At 68.1% G+C, this 15,502-nt stretch carries 20 protein-coding genes; 6 read left to right on the top strand and 14 right to left on the bottom strand.

The window, feature by feature from the left end; genetic code table 11:
• Positions 1 to 53 precede the first annotated feature (53 nt).
• Positions 54 to 1,304 (bottom strand): haloalkane dehalogenase, encoded by a 1,251-nt coding sequence (locus tag ACIRRA_RS23610; protein ID WP_402771734.1) that lies wholly within the window; start codon positions 1,302 to 1,304, stop codon positions 54 to 56.
• A gap of 69 nt (positions 1,305 to 1,373) precedes the next feature.
• Positions 1,374 to 2,366: a GlxA family transcriptional regulator gene (locus ACIRRA_RS23615; RefSeq protein ID WP_402771737.1), complete on the bottom strand. Its 993-nt coding sequence runs from the start codon at positions 2,364 to 2,366 to the stop codon at positions 1,374 to 1,376.
• 658 nt (positions 2,367 to 3,024) lie between these two features.
• Here ACIRRA_RS23615 and ACIRRA_RS23620 point away from each other — a divergent pair.
• Positions 3,025 to 3,339: a hypothetical protein gene (locus ACIRRA_RS23620; protein ID WP_402771740.1), complete on the top strand. Its 315-nt coding sequence runs from the start codon at positions 3,025 to 3,027 to the stop codon at positions 3,337 to 3,339.
• A 187-nt stretch (positions 3,340 to 3,526) separates the two neighbouring features.
• Here ACIRRA_RS23620 and ACIRRA_RS23625 read toward each other — a convergent pair whose 3' ends face one another.
• The 3 genes from ACIRRA_RS23625 to ACIRRA_RS23635 are packed head-to-tail and all read right to left on the bottom strand — an operon-like array spanning position 3,527 to position 4,421.
• Positions 3,527 to 3,739, bottom strand: coding sequence for a hypothetical protein (locus ACIRRA_RS23625; RefSeq protein WP_402771743.1), 213 nt, complete (start codon positions 3,737 to 3,739; stop codon positions 3,527 to 3,529).
• 15 nt (positions 3,740 to 3,754) lie between these two features.
• Positions 3,755 to 4,228: a hypothetical protein gene (locus ACIRRA_RS23630; RefSeq protein WP_402771746.1), complete on the bottom strand. Its 474-nt coding sequence runs from the start codon at positions 4,226 to 4,228 to the stop codon at positions 3,755 to 3,757.
• Positions 4,203 to 4,421, bottom strand: coding sequence for a hypothetical protein (locus tag ACIRRA_RS23635; protein WP_357001834.1), 219 nt, complete (start codon positions 4,419 to 4,421; stop codon positions 4,203 to 4,205). The genes ACIRRA_RS23630 and ACIRRA_RS23635 overlap by 26 nt, the downstream gene beginning before the upstream one ends.
• A gap of 169 nt (positions 4,422 to 4,590) precedes the next feature.
• On the opposite strand from ACIRRA_RS23635, the gene ACIRRA_RS23640 reads away from it, so the two are divergent.
• Both ACIRRA_RS23640 and ACIRRA_RS23645 read left to right on the top strand, forming a co-directional pair.
• Complete coding sequence (locus tag ACIRRA_RS23640) at positions 4,591 to 5,472, top strand: helix-turn-helix domain-containing protein (RefSeq protein WP_402771749.1); 882 nt, start codon at positions 4,591 to 4,593, stop codon at positions 5,470 to 5,472.
• A complete protein-coding gene (locus tag ACIRRA_RS23645; protein WP_402771752.1) occupies positions 5,469 to 5,681 on the top strand; it encodes a DUF397 domain-containing protein in 213 nt (70 codons plus the stop codon). Before ACIRRA_RS23640 ends, ACIRRA_RS23645 begins: the two co-directional genes overlap by 4 nt.
• A 69-nt stretch (positions 5,682 to 5,750) precedes the next feature.
• On the opposite strand, the gene ACIRRA_RS23650 is transcribed toward ACIRRA_RS23645, so the two are convergent.
• The 8 genes from ACIRRA_RS23650 to ACIRRA_RS23685 form a co-directional block, all read right to left on the bottom strand.
• Positions 5,751 to 6,083 (bottom strand): hemophore-related protein, encoded by a 333-nt coding sequence (locus ACIRRA_RS23650; protein ID WP_402771754.1) that lies wholly within the window; start codon positions 6,081 to 6,083, stop codon positions 5,751 to 5,753.
• Between the two features lie 119 nt (positions 6,084 to 6,202).
• A complete protein-coding gene (locus ACIRRA_RS23655) occupies positions 6,203 to 7,564 on the bottom strand; it encodes a sensor histidine kinase (protein WP_402771757.1) in 1,362 nt (453 codons plus the stop codon).
• Positions 7,561 to 8,232, bottom strand: coding sequence for a response regulator transcription factor (locus ACIRRA_RS23660; protein ID WP_402771760.1), 672 nt, complete (start codon positions 8,230 to 8,232; stop codon positions 7,561 to 7,563). The genes ACIRRA_RS23655 and ACIRRA_RS23660 overlap by 4 nt, the downstream gene beginning before the upstream one ends.
• A 60-nt stretch (positions 8,233 to 8,292) precedes the next feature.
• Positions 8,293 to 8,715 carry a CBS domain-containing protein gene (locus tag ACIRRA_RS23665; RefSeq protein ID WP_402771762.1) on the bottom strand — a complete coding sequence of 141 codons (423 nt, stop codon included), beginning with the start codon at positions 8,713 to 8,715 and terminating at the stop codon, positions 8,293 to 8,295.
• Between the two features lie 63 nt (positions 8,716 to 8,778).
• Positions 8,779 to 9,474, bottom strand: coding sequence for an ABC transporter permease (locus tag ACIRRA_RS23670; RefSeq protein ID WP_402771765.1), 696 nt, complete (start codon positions 9,472 to 9,474; stop codon positions 8,779 to 8,781).
• A gap of 144 nt (positions 9,475 to 9,618) precedes the next feature.
• Complete coding sequence (locus tag ACIRRA_RS23675; protein ID WP_402771768.1) at positions 9,619 to 10,260, bottom strand: ABC transporter permease; 642 nt, start codon at positions 10,258 to 10,260, stop codon at positions 9,619 to 9,621.
• Positions 10,257 to 11,402, bottom strand: a complete 1,146-nt coding sequence (locus ACIRRA_RS23680; RefSeq protein ID WP_402771771.1) for an ABC transporter ATP-binding protein — start codon at positions 11,400 to 11,402, stop codon at positions 10,257 to 10,259. Before ACIRRA_RS23680 ends, ACIRRA_RS23675 begins: the two co-directional genes overlap by 4 nt.
• Before the next feature lie 15 nt (positions 11,403 to 11,417).
• Positions 11,418 to 12,314: an ABC transporter substrate-binding protein gene (locus ACIRRA_RS23685; protein ID WP_402771974.1), complete on the bottom strand. Its 897-nt coding sequence runs from the start codon at positions 12,312 to 12,314 to the stop codon at positions 11,418 to 11,420.
• A gap of 357 nt (positions 12,315 to 12,671) precedes the next feature.
• Between ACIRRA_RS23685 and ACIRRA_RS23690 the strand changes: the two genes are divergently transcribed.
• The 3 genes from ACIRRA_RS23690 to ACIRRA_RS23700 all read left to right on the top strand — a co-directional run bounded on the left by ACIRRA_RS23690 (position 12,672) and on the right by ACIRRA_RS23700 (position 14,771).
• Positions 12,672 to 13,646, top strand: coding sequence for a glycine betaine ABC transporter substrate-binding protein (locus ACIRRA_RS23690; protein WP_402771774.1), 975 nt, complete (start codon positions 12,672 to 12,674; stop codon positions 13,644 to 13,646).
• Positions 13,647 to 13,766: 120 nt separating this feature from the next.
• Entirely contained in the window at positions 13,767 to 14,486 is a 720-nt protein-coding gene (locus ACIRRA_RS23695; RefSeq protein ID WP_402771777.1) for a Crp/Fnr family transcriptional regulator, read from the top strand.
• A gap of 117 nt (positions 14,487 to 14,603) precedes the next feature.
• Complete coding sequence (locus tag ACIRRA_RS23700) at positions 14,604 to 14,771, top strand: hypothetical protein (RefSeq protein ID WP_402771779.1); 168 nt, start codon at positions 14,604 to 14,606, stop codon at positions 14,769 to 14,771.
• A 9-nt stretch (positions 14,772 to 14,780) separates the two neighbouring features.
• On the opposite strand, the gene ACIRRA_RS23705 is transcribed toward ACIRRA_RS23700, so the two are convergent.
• On the bottom strand, positions 14,781 to 15,407 hold the full coding sequence (locus ACIRRA_RS23705) for a TetR/AcrR family transcriptional regulator (RefSeq protein ID WP_402771782.1): 627 nt from the start codon (positions 15,405 to 15,407) through the stop codon (positions 14,781 to 14,783).
• Between the last annotated feature and the right edge of the window lie 95 nt (positions 15,408 to 15,502).

Genomic DNA, 15,502 nt, shown 5'->3' on the forward strand with positions numbered 1-15,502 from the left:
GGGCGCCGGCCGCCGCCACGAAGGCAGGGCGGCAGTCGGCGCTGGACGGTGTTTCAGACGCCGATTGTTCGCAGCCAATCGGCGAGCGCGGCGCCCATCGCGTGGGGAGCGTCTTCGGGAGTCCAGTGGATCCCCGGGACCGGGGCCTCGGTGAGGTTGGGCCAGGTACTGATCATTTCCCGCCTGCGCCCACCTTGCCGGGCGATGCCGCCGGGGACACCGGGGAGGTGGAGCTTGGGGACAGAGGCGCTGGCAAGCCATTCGGCCTGCGCTTCGAGAACCGTGCGTATCTCGCTGCGGTCGTCGCCGAACGGTACTTGGCTGGGCCAGTCGATGGTGGGGCGGCGGTCCTCGCCGCTTTTCGCATAGGGGCGCACGATCTCGGCGAGCTCGGCCGGCGTGAGCACACGGGTGATGCTGTGCGGAGCGGCGTTGACGAAGACGTTGTTCTCCAGGACGTCCTGCTCGCCTTCCGCGGTCCGCAGGTACTGGAACGCCGGCCGCATCTCCGCCGGCCAGTCCTCCCAGTCGAACGGCGGGGTGATCCCCTCGGAGAAGGCCAGGCCGCGGACCCGTCCCTCGTTCCGCATGGCCCAGTCGAAGGCGACGTTGGCGCCCCAGTCGTGACCCACGAGCACGACACCTTCGGACAGGTTGAGCGTCTCCATCCACGCGTCGAAGTATCGAGCGTGGGTGGCGAAGCTGTAAGTGCCGGGTCCGGCGCCGGGGAGCTTGTCGGAGTCGCCGGCGCCGATGAGGTCGACCGCGATGGTGCGCGCGGGCAGCCCGTCGAGGTGAGGGATCACGTTGCGCCACAGGAATGACGACATGACGTCGCCGTGCACGAACACGACCGGGATGCCGGCCCCTTCGTCGAGGAAGGTCATGGTGCGTCCGAGTACGTTCGCCCGGTGCTTGGTGAAGGGCGAGACGGCCGAGATCGGCGGACCCTGCGGGGCCGGCGGGAGCAGGGCGACGTGGTTGAGCAGCGTGCCGATGGGTGTGCGGGCAGCGCCACTGACGTTCACCTGATCGAAGTAGTCGTACCAGCCGGACGCGGCGACTTCGGCTTCGATCTTGCGCTGAGCGTCGACATCGGGGACTCGGTAGACGCAGAAGAAGTCGTACGGTGCGCGGCGGTCGGTCTCGAGGTCGTTCGCACCGTATCCGATGACCTCGACACCCTGCTTCTGGAGACCGGTCAAGGCATCCATCACGCCCATGACGAAGGTCTGACGCTGCTCGTCGTCGAGAGCGCGCCATTCGGGGCGGTAATTGTATAGCTCAACGAAAATCTGCTGCACGATGTGTTTCTCCTTGCGATGAATTCGATCCACGGAGGGTGGATCGCGTATGTGTGATTGGTCGGCCGGCTACGGCGCGGCGGTGAAGCGTTTGCGGTATTCGGCCGGTGTGGCCCCCAGACGCATCCGGAAAGCGCGGTGGAGGGTCTCCAGAGAGCCGAATCCACAGTCGGTGGCGATGGCGGAGGGGGTCTTCCGAGTGCGTTCCAGGAGGCGACGGGCTTGCTCCAGGCGCAGGCTCTCGATGTATTCACCCGGGGTCGAGCCGACTTCGGCCCGGAAGATCCGGGACAGGTGCCGTGGGCTGACCGAGAGGCGATCGGCGAGTGCACCGACCGAGAGGTCGGCGGTCAGGTTCTCTCCGATCCACCGCCGCAGCTCGGCGATGTCGTCGCGCTTGCCGGGCTGGGCCGCCAGCGGAACGCTGAACTGGCTTTGACCTCCCGGCCGCTGGACGTACATGACCATGTTCCTGGCGACCTCCAGTGCCACCTCGTCGCCGTGGTCCTCGGTCACCAGCGCGAGCGCGAGGTCCAGTGACGAAGTAATCCCGGCGCTTGTCCATATTCGCCCCGAACGCACGAAGATCGGGTCGGCGTCCACCTCGACAAGCGGATGGTCCGCAGCCAGACGCGGTGCGGTGGCCCAGTGCGTGGTGGCCCGGTGGCCGTCGAGAAGCCCCGCGGCGGCCGCGATGTGACTGCCCGCGCAGACCGCGGCCACGCGGCCGGCGCCCTCACCCGCCGCAGCCAGCCAGGCGGTGACCTCGGGGTCGATCACAGGGAACGGCCCGTCGGGCCCCACGTCCATGTGTCCGCAGATGATGATGGTGTCGGGGTGACCGCGAAACTCCTCGAACGAGATGTCAGCCTGGACACGGAGGCCTGCGGCCGTTCGGATGGCATCGCGGGAAGGTCCGATGAAGAGGATCTCGTAGCGTGGCCGTCCGGGCGGTAACAGCAAATTGGCCATGGTGAACACCTCCGCAGGTCCTGCGACGTCAAAGGCGTCCACACCCGGGAAGACCGTCACCAGGACGATGTGGTTCGGTTCCGCTTCCATGTCTCCAGGGTCGTTCCCGGAGCGGATGTCTGCAATGACATGTTCTTGCAAGATACGGACATCGACCGAGGGAGCTGCTCGAGAGGCCCCCTTCTGCGCGGTCGTCCCGGCTTACGGCGAAACTGCGCCCTCACGGGCCCTCACCAGCTTCGAGACGTTCGACACCTTGGTCGGACCTGACGGCGACCTGTTCGACGCCATCTCGGTGATCACCGGGATCGCTGCCACCGTGCTGGGAGCAAGCACATAGGAATGTTCGGCCCGCTCGGGCTGAAGATCAGCCGCCCAGCTCGACGGGGACGGTCGAACGTCCCGCACTGCCGGTGTTCTCTGGCGATCATGGCGTCTCGTGGCCGTAACGCGCACTGCCCGTTGATCTTCCGCCGCGCACGCTGACCGGTTCGGTCAGCGTGGTACGCGGCGCATGATGGTGCGTTCCTGAGGCTGAGATGATCTCGGCGCGTTGATCTTCGGCCGCACCGTGTCGGCCGCTTCGAACCGCCCGCCACGCGGCAGTCGAGGATGTTCGTGAAGGGTGGGTGGTGGCTCGGTGTGCGTGATCAGAGTGGTTGGGCAAGTAGCTGGAATGCGCCTCGGATGATGAGGCGGCCTTTGGTGACTGAGCGCGGCCAGCCTCGGCCTGGACGAGATCAACGCGATGAGCGCCGACGACCACCGCCAAGCCTTCATGGCGTACATCGCCGGCCTGCTCGGCGACTTCGACCGCTACCTCGCTCGCGGCGATATCGACCTGCTACGCGACCAGGTCGCCTACCGCCTCGCAGCCATGTGGCTCACCGACACCGAGTTCGCCGAACTGCGCCGCAAACTGCTCAGCGTGCTCCAGCCCAGCCTGGCCAACCCGTCGGGACCCGGCCGCACCCGCCGCACCTACGCGAGCATCCTGCTGCCCGGCGACGACACCCCATCCCGCCAGCGGCCACAGACCCCGGACGCCACCCCCAACCCATGAATACCGCTCGACGCCCCGCCAGCTATCCGCATCGGAGGGCGCCGACGGCGGAACGGTCGAACTACTCATACTGTTCGGCCTCCGGGGAATGCGCGCGCATGTGCGTGCCGACCCGTACGAGAATCGTTGACCGGCAACGTAACTCACAGCAGGTAGGACGGATATGGCGTAGCGGACGGCTTGGTTGTCATGTCGTGAGCGTGAACTGGGTCGCCAATCGGGCGGCCTCGTGCTTCGAGGCTGCGGCCACGCGCTTCTCGCCTTCGATGCGGGCTCGGATTGCGGCAACCGAGCGGTGGTCCGGGATGCGTGGCCCGGGGAGGTAGCGTCGGCCGGTCTGCGCGAGATACCACGCGAGGAGCATGAAAGTAGCTGCGGTGGTGACGATTTCGGTGATCATGGTGTCCTCTCGCGGCTAGACGGGGTAGGTGCGGGGAATGTCGCGGAGGACGATGCGGATCGCTCGTAGGATCGCGGTGATGGGCTGGAGCCTCTCCGCCTGCGGGTATCTGAACCAGTGGGGCTCGGGTCCGGGAGGAGGGAGGGTGGAGGGGAGGGCGATTTGCCTTCCCGGCGGCAGGAACTCGAAGCGCGCGCGGCGGCGGAGATCGGCGGCGCTGCGGCTCATGTCGAGCGGGCTCGGGGCGGCCAGCAGGATCAGGTCGCCGCTGCCGGTGCCCTCGTCCAGGATCGGCGTGACCTTCTTGCTCCAGAACAGTTCATCGTCGATCAGCGCCGCCAGTCCGCTCGGCGCATTGATCGCGCTGACATCACTGGTGGACAGGGTGATTCGGGCGCCCGATACCCGACAGGGCAGACCGTAGAGCTCCCGGTACAGCCACACCTGCCGTTCGACCGGACTCTCACCGGTCATGTTCTGTACCGGCATGGTGAATTCCTTCCCGTTTCAGGTACTTTCGGGCGCTCTCCGCGCGCGGGCACGGCGGCTCGCAGTTGGCATGGATCGCGCTGATGCCTTTGGCCCGCGCCCGGGTGATGGGGTGAATCGAACCGTTCTGGCAGTCGTCGTCGACCCAGGATCTCTGGTGCTCGGGCTGCTTGCCTTGCTGCTGGGTTGCCATGCATCAAGTGCATCGAGGCGATGAGGAGTTGGGAAGTGAAAAGCGGGAATCCGGATTTTCTCACTGTTTCACCAGGATTCGACCCTCGGACCGTGAGATGATTTTCCCGCTCCGGGAATAATCATCGTCGCGGAGCGGGAAACATGATGACCCGAGAACGGGAAATTCCATGTCCGAAAGCGAAAGCACCCTCACCCGCCGCCAACTTGGTCGGTACCTGAAGTCCGCCCGCGAGGAGGCAGGGTTCACGTTGGAACAGGCTGGCAGACAGATGGATTGGAGCAAGAGCAAGCTCCAGCGACACGAGGCCGGAGAGGTTGCGAAGATCCGCCGTCCCGATCTGGACCTCCTGATCCGGCTGTACCAGATAGACGATCGCCAGGCCGCGCACCTGAGGGGCTTGGCGGAAACCGCCGCCGGGAAATCATGGTGGCACGAGTTCAGCCGTGTTCTTCCGGAGGACTTCCGCATCTATGTGGATATGGAATCCGCTGCCACGATGCTGACGACCTACCAGCCCGACCTCATCCCCGGACTCCTCCAGACGCGTCCCTACGCACGCGTGCTGGCCTACACCGCTAACCCTGACGACGGAGAAGCCGCTCTCGCGGGGCGATTGGAGTTGAAGGCGAGGCGGCAGCGCCTCCTCACACACAACCTCAAGAAGCCTCAGCTGAACATGGTGCTCGGAGAAACTGCGTTGCGCAGAGTGATCGGCGGGCCGAAGATAATGGCAGACCAACTCAAACGTCTTGCCGAGGCAAGTACTTTGCCGAACGTGACCCTCCGCATCCTTCCGTTCTCCGCCGGGATGCCGACCGGTGATCAGACCGGGCCGTTCGTGATCATCGACTTCGGGCCGGACGGACGTGGCCAGCCTGTCGCTCCGACCACGATCTACGGCGAGGGCTACTCGAGCGACATGTACTCGGAGAAGCACGATGTCGTCGACCGCTACATCCACGCGTACAGAGTCCTCCAGCGGGCTGCGCTGGATGAATCGAGCAGCAGAGATCTGGTGCGCGAGATAGCAAGGGAGTACAACGCATGAACTACGAACTCAACGGCGCACGTTGGTTCAAGAGCAGTAGAAGTGGCGGCAGCAAGGAGTGCGTGGAGGCCGCGTTCCTGGCCGGGGGCAAGGTCGGTGTCCGCGACTCCAAGAATCCCGCCGGGCCGGCGCATGTCTTCACCGCCGGTCAGTGGGATGCGTTCGTGGGCGCGGTCATGGCGGGGAAGTTCGACCTGTCCCGCGTTTGATCGATCGGGAACGCGCCGAAATACGAACCGGGCCCGGTCATTTCGACCGGGCCCGCACGTGATGACGGCTTACTTCTGGTGGCCGCAAGCCTTGTGGTAGTCGATGACGGCCTGGCGCGCGGCCTTCAGGTCCTGCGCCTCCTGCGGGTTGGCCTGCCGCCACGCCTTCCGTTCGGCGCGGCGCTGGTCCTCGGGCAGGGTCTTCACCTTGGCGATCTCGGCGGCCACATCCGGGTGCTGCGCCAGGTAGGCGGCCACCTTGGGGGCGGCGTCCGCGCGGGCCGCGGCGGCGGCCTGTGGGCTGCACTGCGGCGTGTCGGCGGAGGCGGTGCCCGGCACGGCCAGGGCGATGGCGGCAGCTCCGGCGGCGCCGGCCAGGACCGCGGCAAGGGTGCGTTTCATTCTCACTCCAGGTTCGTGGGTTGGGGTCCCCACCGAATCTGCCCGCGCAAGCTGAAGGCGGCCTGAATCGGCCGGCCATCTTCAGGTGATCTTCAGCCACCCGTCGGCAACCTCGGCGATCACGGGTGAGCCGGCGGTGTGCTGCTTGGCAGGCGGAGGACGAAGACGGCTCCGGTCGTGCCGGGGGCGGGGTCGGCGCAGGTCAGGTCGCCGCCGTGCGCGCGGGCCAGGCCGCGCGCGATGGCCAGGCCCAGACCCGAACCGTCCGGGCGATGGTGGCGGGCATGGTCGAGACGGACCAGGCGGTCGAAGATACGCTCGCGATCCCCGACCGGAATGCCGGGGCCGCTGTCGGAGACGACGACCTCGACGGCATCGGCATACGCGCGCAACTCGACGGTAATGCTGCCGTCGTCCTTCATGGCCTGGCAGGCATTGCTGCACAGGTTGGTGAGGATCTGGGTGATGCGCTCGGGATCGGCGGGCACGGTGGCCGCCTCGCCGGTGAGCCGGAATTCGGTGTGCGGGTGCAGCATTCGCATCCGGTCGAGATGCGTGGCGGTCAGCGCGTACAGGTCCACCGGTTCGAGCCGGAGCTGCAGGCCGGCGTCGATGCGGGCCAGGTCCAGCAGGTCGTCGACCAGGCGGCCCGCGCGCTGGGTCTCCCGGACCAGGAGCAGCAGCATGCGCTGGCGGTCCTCGGGATCGGTGTCCGCGGGCTGCTGGAACACCGCCTCGGCCAGCGAGCGCACGCCGGTGATGGGGGTGCGCAGTTCGTGGGCGGCGTCGCCGACGAACACCCGGATGCGCTGTTCGGAGGCGCGGGCCCGGGCCTCGGCGGCGGCGGTGTCGCGCAGCGCGCCCTCCAGGGCATCGAGCATCTCGTCGAAAGCGGCTGCGGTGCGGCCCAATTCGGTGTCGGTGCGGGATGGCTCGAGGCGGCGGCCGAGGTGGCCGTGCGCGATATCGCGGGCCAGCCGGGTCATGGCGTCCAGGGGCGCGAGCGCACGGCGCACCCCGAACCAGAGCCCGAGCGCGATCACCGCGATGGCCCCGATGGTGGCCAGGGTCAGCAGCAGTCCCAGCCGCGACTGCGCCCGGGCGATCAGCGGCGTGTCCACCTGCAGGGTGAGCCGGCCGTCGTTGAGCGTCCCGGGTCCGGTGAGTTTGATGACGCGGGTCTTGGTGGTGCTGTCCTCCGCCAGCCGGTGCTCGAGGCTGCCGAAGGTGCGTCCGTCGGGCAGCACCAGCCGGACCCGCACCGAATGCGTGTCCACCCGGGTGATCAGGTCCTCCGGCGAAACCCCTTCCTGCGCGAGCTGTCTGGCCAGCTGGGCGCGGTCGGTGAGCACGGTGTTCTCGCTGCGGGTCACCACCACCCCGAACAGCGCGTGCACGCTCAGTGCGACCAGCACCAGCACGATGCCGGAAACCAGTGCGGCCGTGAGGGTTACGCGGCCGCGGAGCGAGACCGTCCTCACCGCGGCACCCGCAGCGTGTATCCGAGGCCGCGCACGGTGTGCACCACCCGCTCACCGTGTTCCTCGAGTTTGCGGCGCAGCGCGCTCACATGTACCTCGACCAGGTTGGGGTCGTAGTCCTCGTATCCCCAGACGGCCGTGAGGATCTGGGTCTTGGTGACCACCCGGTCCCGCTGCGCGGCCAGGTATGCGAGCAGCTTGAATTCGGTGGCGGTGAGGGTGAGCTCGTGCCCGGCCCGCCGCGCGCCCCCGGCGTCCACGTCCACCTCGAGGTCGCCGATCACGATGCGGCTCTGGAGTTTTCCCATCCGCCGCAGCAGCGCGTCCACCCGCGCCACCAGTTCGATGAGGTCGAAGGGTTTCACCACGTAGTCGTCGGAGCCGGCGCGCAGTCCGCGCACCCGGTCCTCGACGCCGTCGCGGGCGGTGAGCATGACCACGCCGGCCGCCGAGCGGGCCCGCACCGATTCCAGCAGGGCGAAGCCGTCGCGGCCGGGCAGCATCACATCGAGCACCACGACATCGGGCCGGAACTGGGCCAGGTCCTGTTCCAGCAGGCCGCCGTCCGCACGGGTGAGCACCTCGTGCCCGGCGGCGGACAGTCCGGCTCCCACCGCGGCCCGAATGGCCTCGGCGTCTTCGATGACAAGAATGCGTCCCGGTTGCACCCGGCAATTCTCAGGCCTGTGCCTGTGAATCCGCTGCGAACCGGGACGCCTCCCAGGTCTTTAGTGCGGGACCGCGATGGCGGTAATGAATTCCGCCAGCTTCCTGTCGTCGATGCTCTTGGCGAGGTCGGATTCACAGATCATGCCGACCAGTTGATTACCCCGGCGCATATCGAGCACCGGCATGCGCTTGATCTGGTTCTGTTCCATGACGTCCAGGACGGTACTCAAGTCCGTGTCGACGTCGACCGACCACACACGGCCCTGGGCCAGATCACCGGCCCGAACCCGGCTCGGGTCGTGTCCCATGGCGACGCAGTGCACGACGATGTCACGGTCGGTGAGCATGCCGATCAGCGTGTCGCCCTCGCAGATGGGGAGTGCGCCGACATCCATGTTGCGCATCAGCTGAGCGGCGCGGTCCAGGGTTTCATCGGCGGGGATGCATTCCGCACTCCGGTGCATGATGTCGCGAGCCTTCACTGCAACCTCCTGTCTCGGGATGGGTGTGCCAGGAGACATCGTGACCCCGATCACACCGGAAGGTCAATGCGTGAGCTGGAAGCGACTCGTGAGGCGGCGCAACCGGCCGGTTCCCGGCACGCTCAGCCACACCACGAACGCCAGAAGACCGTCCAGTATCAGCGCCAGCGCGGCCACCAGGATCGCGCCCACGAGCACCTTGTCGTAGCGGTAGAGACTGATGCCGTCGAAGATGTAGCGGCCCAGCCCGCCGAGGTTCACGTAGGCGGCGATGGTCGCGGTCGCCACCACCTGGAGAGTGGCCGCGCGCAGGCCGCTGAGCAGCACCGGCATGGCATTGGGCAGCTCGACCCGCAGCAGCACCCGGGGTTCGCTCATGCCCACGGCCCGCGACGCGTCGACCACGACCGGGTCCACATTCGCGATGCCCGCGTACGCACCCGCCAGCAGCGGCGGAATGCCGACGGTGAGCAGCGCCAGCAGCGGCGGGGTCAGGCCCAGGCCCATGAGCAGCACCACGAAGGTCAGCACGCCCAGCGTCGGCAGCGCGCGCATGGAGTTGGCGAAGCCGACGATGAGGGCCGACCCGCGGCGGGTGTGCCCGATCAGCAGGCCGATCGGCACCGCGATCACGGCCGACAGGCCCACGGCCAGCAGGCTGTACCACAGGTGTTCGAGAATGCGGCGCCCGATGCCGGCCGGTCCGGACCAGTTCGCGCCGTCGGTGAGGAAGTGCCAGGCATCCAGGAAAAGGTTCATGCTGACTCCATTCGGCATGGGCGGGGCCGCTGCGTGGTGACGCGAGCTGCCTCCTTCGCGGCCTGACCGCTCATGCCGGCTCCATTCGGCATGGGCGGGGCCGCTGCGTGGTGACGCGAGCTGCCTCCTTCGCGGCCTGACCGCTCATGCCGTGCGCCCTTTCCGCCACGGCGTCGCCACCCGGCCCAGCAGGTACAGCAGGCGGTCCACGATCAGGGCCAGCGCCAGCACCACGATGATGCCCGCGACGATCTCGTCCGGGTAGTCGCGCTGATAGCCCTGGGTGAACAGCTTGCCGAGCCCGCCGACACCGATCAGCGCACCGACGGTCACCATCGAGATATTGGTGACCGCCACGACACGCAGGTTGGCGATGAAAACCGGTAGGGCGAGCGGGAAGTCGACGGTGAGCACCCGCCGCCAGCGCGGGTAGCCGATGGCGTCGGCGGCGTCGAGGATGTCGGCCGGCACCGAATCCAGGGCGGTGGGGACCGCCGTGATGAGCAGCGCCACCGAGTAGATGGTCAGCGCGATAACCACATTCAGCGGATCGATGACGCCGAGGCCCAGCAGCGGCGGAAGAATGACGAACAGCGCCAGCGACGGAATCGTGTACGCGATACTGGCCGCCGTGGTGGTGGCCCGCCGCAGCCAGCGCGCCCGATGCGCCAGCGCGCCCACCGGGATCGCGATCACCAGGCCCAGCAGCAGCGGCAGCAGGGCCAGATACAGATGGGTACGGGCGTATCCGGCGATCTCGTCGAAATTGTCGATGAGGTACCTCACCGGGGCTCCTGGAAGAAGACCCGATTGCGTTCGGCGTCCTCGGCGGTGCGCTGCCGGTGCAGCTGCTCGAGCACGTCGCGCGCGTAGATCGCGCCCACTGCCGCCCCGGAATCATCCACCGCCACACCGATTTCCGAGGGCGAGGAGATGGTGGAGTCGAGGGCCTGGCGCAGATCGCCGTCCTGTGGGAAGAGCGAGCCGCCCGCGGCCATGCTGTCGGTCAGCGCGTGCCCGGCGCGCACGCCCTCCACGCCGGTGGTGTCGATCCAGCCCAGGGGCCGCTTGGCCCGATCGATGACCAGCCGCCATTCGCCCTGCTCCAGCCGGACGCCGGGCACCTCGTCCGGCGTGACCGTCGAGAGTTCGTGCAGCGGAACGGCATCGGCCGTCCGGAAGGACAGTTCCCGGTAGCCGCGGTCGCGGCCCACGAAGCCGGCCACGAAATCGGTGGCGGGCTTGGCGAGTACGGTCCGCGGCACATCGTGCTGCTGGAGGTAGCCGCCGGGGCCGAACACGGCGATGTGGTCGCCGAGCTTGATGGCCTCGTCGATGTCGTGGGTGACGAAGACGATGGTCTTGTGCAGTTCGGCCTGCAGCCGCAGCATCTCGTTCTGGAGTTCGGTGCGCACCACCGGGTCGACGGCGCTGAACGGTTCGTCCATCAGCAGGATCGGCGGGTCCACGGCCAGCGCCCGGGCCACGCCCACGCGCTGCTGCTGACCACCCGACAGCTGCGCCGGATAGCGTTGCGCCAGGCCGCGATCCAGGCCGACCCGGTCCATCACCTCGAGCGCCGCCCGGCGGGCCGCGCGGCGGGACTGTCCGCGCAGCACCGGCACGGTGGCCACATTGTCGACCACGGTGCGGTGCGGCAGCAGGCCCGCGTTCTGGATCACGTAGCCGATGCCGAGCCGCAGCTGGACCGGATCGCTGCGCGAGATGTCCTGCCCGCCAACGGTGATGACGCCCGTACTGGGGCCGATCATGCGGTTGATCATGCGCATGGAGGTGGTCTTGCCGCAGCCGGACGGCCCGACGAACACGGTGAACGACCCGGATTCGATGCGCAGGTCGAGGTCGTGGACGGCGGTGGTGCCGTCCGGATACGTCTTGCTGACGCCGGTGAATTCGATGTCGGACACCGTGTTCGGCCCTCCCTAGGCGATCGGCTTGTCGAGCCCCCGCGCGGCCACCCACTGCTTGGCGGCGGCGGCCGGTTCTGTCTTGCTGCTGCCGGAGACGGCGGTATTGAGCGAGATGAGTTCGGCCGTGGTCAGTTTCGCCGAGACCGCGTCGAGCACCTTCGTCAGCTTGTCGCTCTTCTTGGCGGTGTTGTAGAGCGGCACCACGTTCTGCGGCGGGAAGTTGTGCTTCGGGTCGGTCAGCACCACCAGGTTGTTGGCGGCGATGGCGGGGGAGGTGGTGAAGATGTCGGCCGCGGTGACCTGACCGTCGGTCAGGGCCTTCACGGTGGCGGGGCCGCCGCCGTCGGCGATCGGCACGAAGTTCGCGGCCGCGATGTCCAGGCCGTAGTTCTTCTTCAGGCCGGGCAGGCCGCCGGGGCGCTCGGAGAACTCCGCGGGCGCGGCCAGTTTCACCTCGGCCGAGTGCGCCGCCAGATCGCCGATGCTCGTCAGGTTCCACTTGTCGGCGGTGGCCTTGGTGACCACGACGGCGTCGGAGTCCTCACCAGGCGCGGGGGTGCCGGTGGCGAGCTGATCGCCGAGCGCCTTGGCCAGTGCCGCGTTCACTTCGTCCGGGGTGGTGGCGGTGCTCGACTTGTCCAGGTACTGCAGCAGATTGCCGGTGTAATCCGGGATGAGGGTGATGGCGCACTGCTTCAGCGCGGGGACGTAGGCTTCGCGGCTGCCGATATTGAGCTTGGTGTCGATACCGAAACCGTTGGTGCGCAAGGCTTCCGCGTAGACATCGGCCACGGTCTCGGATTCCGGGAAGTTGGCAGAGCCGACGGTCACCTTGTTGGCGTCGCTGCCGCAGTCGCCGCCACCGCCGAGCGGATTGGACTTGGAGCCGCCACAGGCGGACAGCGCCATGGCCGCGGCCAGCGCCACCGACGCGGCCAGAATTCGGAGTACCGTCCGGGCGGTGCGCCTGCCGTCGGCGCGTGTGGTGATGAGCGAGTGCACTGTCGTCCTTCCGAGCGGGGTGCCTGCGCGGGCGGGGCGGATTCCACCCCTGAAACAGACTCAACTGTCCATATTGCCCGGCTGTTCCTGCGAACGTCGCCTACCTGTGGTCGGTTTCGTGCATTTGGCGGATACGGTCGAGCCATCCTGCCGGGCCGTTTCCGGCAGCGGAACCCCTCGGCTCGAGCTGCGCGGAACTCCGCGGTGCGCCCATGCGCGGGTCGGTTTCGCGTGGGGGAGGGGTGGGGCGGCAGACTGTTGCGCGTGTCCGGCACAGACTCCTCCGCACCGCGCGCCCTCGGCCGTCGCGCCCGTCCGCTCCGCCGCGCGCGGCGGCCCCGCCTCGGGTCGGCGCTGCTGGTCGTCGCGGTCGCCGCGGCCGCGGTGGCCTGCGGCAGCTCGGGCACCGGACCGGTATTGACCGTGGGAGCGGGGAATTCGGCGGAATCGATGATGATCGCCGAGATCTACGCGGGCGCGCTGGCCCGCACCGGACTGCGCACCCGGGTCGAGGATCGGATCGGACAGCGCACGGATCTGCTCGCGGCCCTCGACGCCGACCGGATCGCGCTGTTCGGCGATGTCAGCGGAGATCTGCTGACCGCCCTGGACTCCACCGCGACCGTCACGAAACCGGACGACGTGAATGCGGCTCTGTCCAAGGCGCTTCCGCAGGGCGTCGTCGACTCCGATGCCGCCGACGGCACCGACCTGCGCCCCACCGTGGTCGCCGCCGCCGCCCGCCCCGACGGCCTGCCGTCCTCGCTGAAGGACCTGGGCGCGCGCTGCGCCGAGCTCACCATCGGTATCGACACCGGCGCGCCCCTGGACGCTCTGCGCGCCCCGCTCGACCCGCAACGCGACGTCCTGGACCCGCTGCGCACCGTCTACCACTGCGCGATCACCCACCCGGTCACCTTCGCCACCGACGCCGACCTGCGAAAGGCCCTCTCCGACGGGGAAATCCAGCTGGCCGTTCTCCCCGGCCCGCCCGCCTTCCTCCCCGACGGCGGCGCCGACCTCGCTCCACTCGCCGACCCCGACTACGCCTTCCGCGCCGCGATGGTCCTCCCGATCATCCGCAAATCCGCCCTGACCGATCAGCAACTCCGCAAGCTCAACTATGTCGCCGGCGAACTCATCACCACCGACCTGGCCGACATGATCCACCAGGTCCGCGACGAGGGCGCCGTCCCCGCCGCGGTCGCCCGGGTCTGGCTCGACGCGCACGCCCTGTGACCCCCGCCCGGTCGTGAATCCGTAACACCTCGGCGTCCCCTGCGTCGCAACCGGTTTCGCTCGCCTACCGTGGATGGATCGGGGCAGCTTCCCATGGCGGTACGGAACCGGGATACGACTGTGAACCCACCAGGCGGCGGGCATCTGGGCGATTGGCCCTGGCCTACGGGGACTTTCATGGAACGGCTGTGCGCGCGCAGCCGCCAGGACCTGCTCCAGCTCGGCGTGCAGACCTACTGCCCGCCGGGCACCGTGCTCATGCGCCAGGGCGAACCGGGCACCACGGTGTACCTGCTGCGCTCGCGGGATCGCACGCTGTCGGCGTGCGTGAAGATCACCGCGGCCGACGGCAAGCTCTTCGCGATCCGGGTCAGCGGCGACGTGATCGGGGAACTGGGTGCGCTGGTACCGGATTCGCCACGGTCCAATACCGCGACGGTGTGCACCGCCACCATCGCGCACCGTATTCCGGGGTCGGTGTTCATGGCGTTTCTGGAATCCCATCCGGACGGTTCGCTGGTGCTGTGCCGCTCGCTGGCCGATCGGCTGGCCTGGTCCGATCAGCGCCGCCTGGACTTCGGCGGCTGCCACGTGCACATCCGGCTCGCCCGCCTGCTGGTCGAATTCGTCGAATCCTGCGGGCGGCGTGCGGAAGCGGGGTGGGAGATCACCGTGCGACTGTCCTACGAGGAGCTCGGCAATCTCGTCGGCGCTGGTGTGGACGCGGTGGGACTGGCCATGCGCGAGATGCGGGAGTCCGACCTGGTGCGCCTGAACAACCGGCACGTCCACGTCCGGGACCTCGAAAAACTGCGTCGATTCGCGGAATTGGAGGAGTGATTCCCGAAATCCTTCTGAGAGACCTGATTTTTCAGGCTTTCTTACATCCGCACCGTGTCACGCTCGAGGAGTCTCCCCATCATGGATCTGGGGCAAAACGCACGGGAGGTGTGACCGATGTCGGCACCCGAAATACCGTCCGGATGTACAGCGGTCGACGAGCTCTATCGCGCGCTGACCCTTGTCCACAGCCCACTGGCGGCCGCGCTCATCGTCGCCGCCACGACGGGGCGGTGGCCCGACCGGGACGAGCCGGCCATCGCCCTCGTGGTCAGGGTCCGTTAGGTTCCCGCGTCATTGCCGCAGGGCCGCAGCGAGATCCGCGTTGAGGGCGAGGGCCGGGAGGGACGCGACGAGCATGTCGACCAGGGACTCCCTGGTGATGGGTTCCTCGCGGAGCCAGGTCAGGGTGGTTTCCTCGACGAAGGCGATCCAGCCGCGAACGGCCAGGCCCAGGCGGGGGCGGTCGGGGTCCTCGGCGGGGATGGGGGCCGCGGCGATGATGCGGTCCACCAGGGCCATGCGGGTGGCGTCGACCAGGGCGACCAGTTCGGGGCTGGCGCTGGCCGGGCCCCGGAGCAGGGCCAGGTAGGACGTGCGGTTCTCGGTGACGTAGTCGATGTAGCGCTCGACCGAGTCGCGGAGCATGTCGAACAGCGCCAGCTTCGGGTCGGGCGAGGTGCGTTCCAGCAGTTCGGCATTGGCGTGCTGGATGATCGCCAGGTGGAAGTCCTGCTTGGTGGGGAAGTAGTGGAACAGCAGGCCGCGCGAGATGCCGGCCTGCTCGGCGATCTCGCCGATGGAGATGTCGTCCAGGGCGCGTTCACGCAGCATGCGGGCGCCGAGTGTGATCAACTGCTCGCGGCGTTCGGTGGGGCTCAGGCGCACGCGTTTGCCCCGGCTGTCGGGTCTGCTGCTCACGGCGCGCTCCTTGGTCATCGGTCCAACGTTAGGCCATCTTGTCATGTCTTACTGAACGTGAGTCAATACTGTTGACTCCCGCTCAATAAGACCCT

This window comes from Nocardia sp. NPDC101769, from assembly GCF_044766925.1.
Lineage (GTDB): Bacteria > Actinomycetota > Actinomycetes > Mycobacteriales > Mycobacteriaceae > Nocardia.

What these genes read in the sequence shown, in the direction of transcription:
- ACIRRA_RS23630 (WP_402771746.1), bottom strand. Translation starts at nt 4,228, where the DNA reads ATGCCGGTACAGAACATGACCGGTGAGAGTCCGGTCGAACGGCAGGTG.
- ACIRRA_RS23685 (WP_402771974.1), bottom strand. Translation starts at nt 12,314, where the DNA reads ATGGCGCTGTCCGCCTGTGGCGGCTCCAAGTCCAATCCGCTCGGCGGT.
- ACIRRA_RS23620 (WP_402771740.1), top strand. Translation starts at nt 3,025, where the DNA reads ATGAGCGCCGACGACCACCGCCAAGCCTTCATGGCGTACATCGCCGGC.
- ACIRRA_RS23650 (WP_402771754.1), bottom strand. Translation starts at nt 6,083, where the DNA reads ATGAAACGCACCCTTGCCGCGGTCCTGGCCGGCGCCGCCGGAGCTGCC.
- ACIRRA_RS23645 (WP_402771752.1), top strand. Translation starts at nt 5,469, where the DNA reads ATGAACTACGAACTCAACGGCGCACGTTGGTTCAAGAGCAGTAGAAGT.
- ACIRRA_RS23615 (WP_402771737.1), bottom strand. Translation starts at nt 2,366, where the DNA reads ATGGAAGCGGAACCGAACCACATCGTCCTGGTGACGGTCTTCCCGGGT.
- ACIRRA_RS23700 (WP_402771779.1), top strand. Translation starts at nt 14,604, where the DNA reads ATGTCGGCACCCGAAATACCGTCCGGATGTACAGCGGTCGACGAGCTC.
- ACIRRA_RS23625 (WP_402771743.1), bottom strand. Translation starts at nt 3,739, where the DNA reads ATGATCACCGAAATCGTCACCACCGCAGCTACTTTCATGCTCCTCGCG.
- ACIRRA_RS23670 (WP_402771765.1), bottom strand. Translation starts at nt 9,474, where the DNA reads ATGAACCTTTTCCTGGATGCCTGGCACTTCCTCACCGACGGCGCGAAC.
- ACIRRA_RS23635 (WP_357001834.1), bottom strand. Translation starts at nt 4,421, where the DNA reads ATGGCAACCCAGCAGCAAGGCAAGCAGCCCGAGCACCAGAGATCCTGG.
- ACIRRA_RS23640 (WP_402771749.1), top strand. Translation starts at nt 4,591, where the DNA reads ATGTCCGAAAGCGAAAGCACCCTCACCCGCCGCCAACTTGGTCGGTAC.